Here is a 2864-nt window from a genome sequence, read left to right as displayed (position 1 = left end):
AGTCCGGCGGCGAGGAATACGCGCGCCTTGAAATGGGGCGGCGGCTCGTTCGGAGCCTGCTCAACGCCGAGCTTCTTACCCGTGGCCACGATGCCGGTCCAACTATCCTGCCAAGCCGTGGCCGTCGCCTGCGCCGCCTCCCGCTCCCGGAAAACCCAGAGCCGCCATGACTCGAACCAATCGGGCGACATGCCCAACTCCCCGGGCCTGGACCGCATGTAGGCGCTGAAGGTGGCGGCCATGGCGTCGATCTTCTCCTGCGTCCAAAGCGGCCGCTGCGCCTGCGTCCAACTTCGCCACCGCTCCGGCAGAGTCCAGCTTGCTGGAAGCGGGGTGGGGCCGGCGCCGGCAGCGCGCGCATCAGGCTGGCGCCGTCGCCCCTTTCGCTTGCCCCCCTTCGCTGCTCTGCTGGTGGGCGTGTGCCGTGCGGCATCGGAAGCCGGAGGGCCTTCAGCACCGACGCCAGGACCCGTTGCACCGATTGATCTGCCCGTGGGAAGGAACGCCGCGTCCGACCCGCCGCAATGCGGCGACGAGGCGTCGCTCTTGGGAGGAGACAGCGATTCGTCGACCGCGGATCCATCCCGCTCTGACGGCTCGTTTTGAGCGGAACTCGTCCCGAGGTCGCCGGCCGGAGTTGTCGGCGGCACAATCCCACCGTCAGCCTCAAACCCGTCCTGCAGCGCAAGGTCCTGCTGCGCTGCCTGCGATTCGCCGCCGGCGACGGCGCCGGTGGCAGCAAGGTCGATCATGGGGACCGCATTCGGGCACAAGCGATAAATGATGCTGCTACGGTTGTCGCCCGCACGTCGCCCTGTGTCCTGGATCGCGCCGAGGTCGCGAAGGCGGCCGAGGGCATCGATGACCGTCTTGCGATTCAGATGCGTGACCTTGGCCAGGTAGTCGATCGATGCGAAAACCGTCCAGTGGTCGGCATCGTATCGAACGAGCTGTGCCAAGTTCAGCAACACGAGCTTGGATGAGGATTTCTGGACGTCGGCCATTCTGGCCCATTTGGATGCTTCGACGCTCATGTTCGCCCCTTGCGTTGCTGCGAGTTATTACCGGGTAATGGGTCTTGCTGGTACAGCGTGCCGGTCACGAGTCCGTCTCCAGTGATTCAGCGATGGTGCGGCGTGCCCGCAGGGGCAGGCCGTGTGCCTCATAGAATTCGCGGCGGGCCATCAGCCACGCCTTGTAGGGCCACGCGCGGCGCTCGCCCCAGGGGTAGGCGTCCTTGATGGCCTGGTGGGTTTTTTCGGCGGTGAGGCCTTCGGCGCGGCAGCGTTCGAAGACGCTCTGCATGATCTTGTAGGCCATGCGCGTGCGTGCTTCCTGCGCGCCGCGTTGGCGGTTCGCTCGAGTCATGGAAGTCTCCGGGAGGAAATGACGGCGGGACGCTGGATGGTCGGCCGCCGGCGGCAGATTGGATTTACAGCCGTTCTTGTCGTTCGATGGCTTGGATCGCGTCCATCAAGCCATCCACCAGCTGGCGCATGTCGGCAGTGGTAAGTGAGGCGGACCCGGTTGGCACGCCAGGCATGTCACAACCGCCCATGGATAGAAGTGCTGTTTTGCCTTTACCGCACTCGTGCTGAAGCCGCAGAACACCTGACAGTCCTACCGGCCCTGTGAACGCGAGCTCGACGTCTATACGCTTGTTCATAGCACCCGCCCAGGGTTGAAATAGACCTGAGTGAGCTTGTAGTTGGCGAAGTACAGCGAAATGTCCAGCGTGGAAAACAGGTAGCGCCGAATGGTGTCGACTTCCATCTGGTTTCCCGCTGTCGACTGCTTGACAAGCAGGGCGACGCGTTCGAACGTATCGCGGGCACTGTTGGCATGCGTGGTCGTGACAGATCCAGGATGGCCCGTGTTGAGCGCGTTCAAGTAATCCCATGCTTCGGGACCGCGCAGTTCGGATAGGAAGATCCGATCGGGCGAGCTGCGCATGGCGGCCTCGATGCACTCTGTGGCCGACATCCGGCCAGCACCTTTGCCGTAAATCATGTGCACGCGGTTGGGATGGTTGGGCAGGAAGAGTTCGTGCACATCTTCGATGGTCAGCAGGCGTTCGAGGAACGGCACGCAGTCGATGAGACTGCGTGCAAACGTCGTCTTTCCTGAGCCGGTCTTGCCCGCGACAATGATGTTGCGGCATTGAATGACTGCGCGTCGAAGAAACTGAAGGATGTCCCCTGCCTTCATGAGGTCGAGCAATTCCTTGTCGTGCTCGGTCAGATTGTCGGCGCTACCCATGGGGCCGCTCACGTCGACCCAGTTAGCGAAGGCGCCTTCGGCGGCCAGCTCGTCCAAGGTCTTCACGACGCTGCTGTGCTTGCGAATGTTGATCGAAAGCGAGCCGTCGATCACGGCCGGCGGCTGGGCCACCTGAGCGCGCTCACCGTCGGGGAGCAGCAGCGACATGATGGGGCTGAAGTTGACGTTGTTGTAGCTGGCCATGGCCGACACCAGCGCTTCCAGAAAGCTGAACGTCAGCTTCGGATCATGGCGTTCGTGCCATTGCCCGTGAGAGCGCGTAAAGATCACGCCGGGCCGCGTAATGGTGATCTCGCGGACGGCGTCATCTGCCATGTAGCCGGAGATGGGTCGCATCATCTGGCGTAACGCGGTGTCACGGCCGCCCGAGTCGATGGGCGATGCGTTGTGGGAATCTTTCATGGGATGCCTAGTCAATGAACGCTGGCCCCGCGACCGAATGGTCAGGGGCCAGGCGTTTGGTCGAGGAAGAGGTGCCTGTGCGCGAGGCGTCATTAGCGGCGCGCAACCGCGCTGCTACCGAGCGACGGATCTGAGCGTGTAGACCGAGCTGAAGTCCAGATCTCGAGCGACATAAATTCCCA

At 63.0% G+C, this 2864-nt stretch carries 2 protein-coding genes and 1 pseudogene; all 3 read right to left on the bottom strand.

Annotated features, from left to right (window positions below):
- Positions 1 to 1034, bottom strand: a pseudogene (locus WBR68_RS31040) (helix-turn-helix domain-containing protein); the annotation flags it as partial.
- Positions 1035 to 1098: 64 nt separating this feature from the next.
- Positions 1099 to 1368, bottom strand: coding sequence for a hypothetical protein (locus tag WBR68_RS31035; protein WP_230696222.1), 270 nt, complete (start codon positions 1366 to 1368; stop codon positions 1099 to 1101).
- A gap of 294 nt (positions 1369 to 1662) precedes the next feature.
- Positions 1663 to 2682 carry a P-type DNA transfer ATPase VirB11 gene (gene virB11, locus WBR68_RS31030; RefSeq protein WP_230696221.1) on the bottom strand — a complete coding sequence of 340 codons (1020 nt, stop codon included), beginning with the start codon at positions 2680 to 2682 and terminating at the stop codon, positions 1663 to 1665.
- Positions 2683 to 2864: the final 182 nt, after the last annotated feature.

Source organism: Achromobacter sp. JD-1 (assembly GCF_038594925.1).
Taxonomy (GTDB): Bacteria; Pseudomonadota; Gammaproteobacteria; order Burkholderiales; family Burkholderiaceae_B; genus Achromobacter; species Achromobacter spanius_C.
The sequence above is the reverse complement of the archived record's forward strand: the minus strand, read 5'-3'. Positions and strand labels throughout refer to the sequence as shown.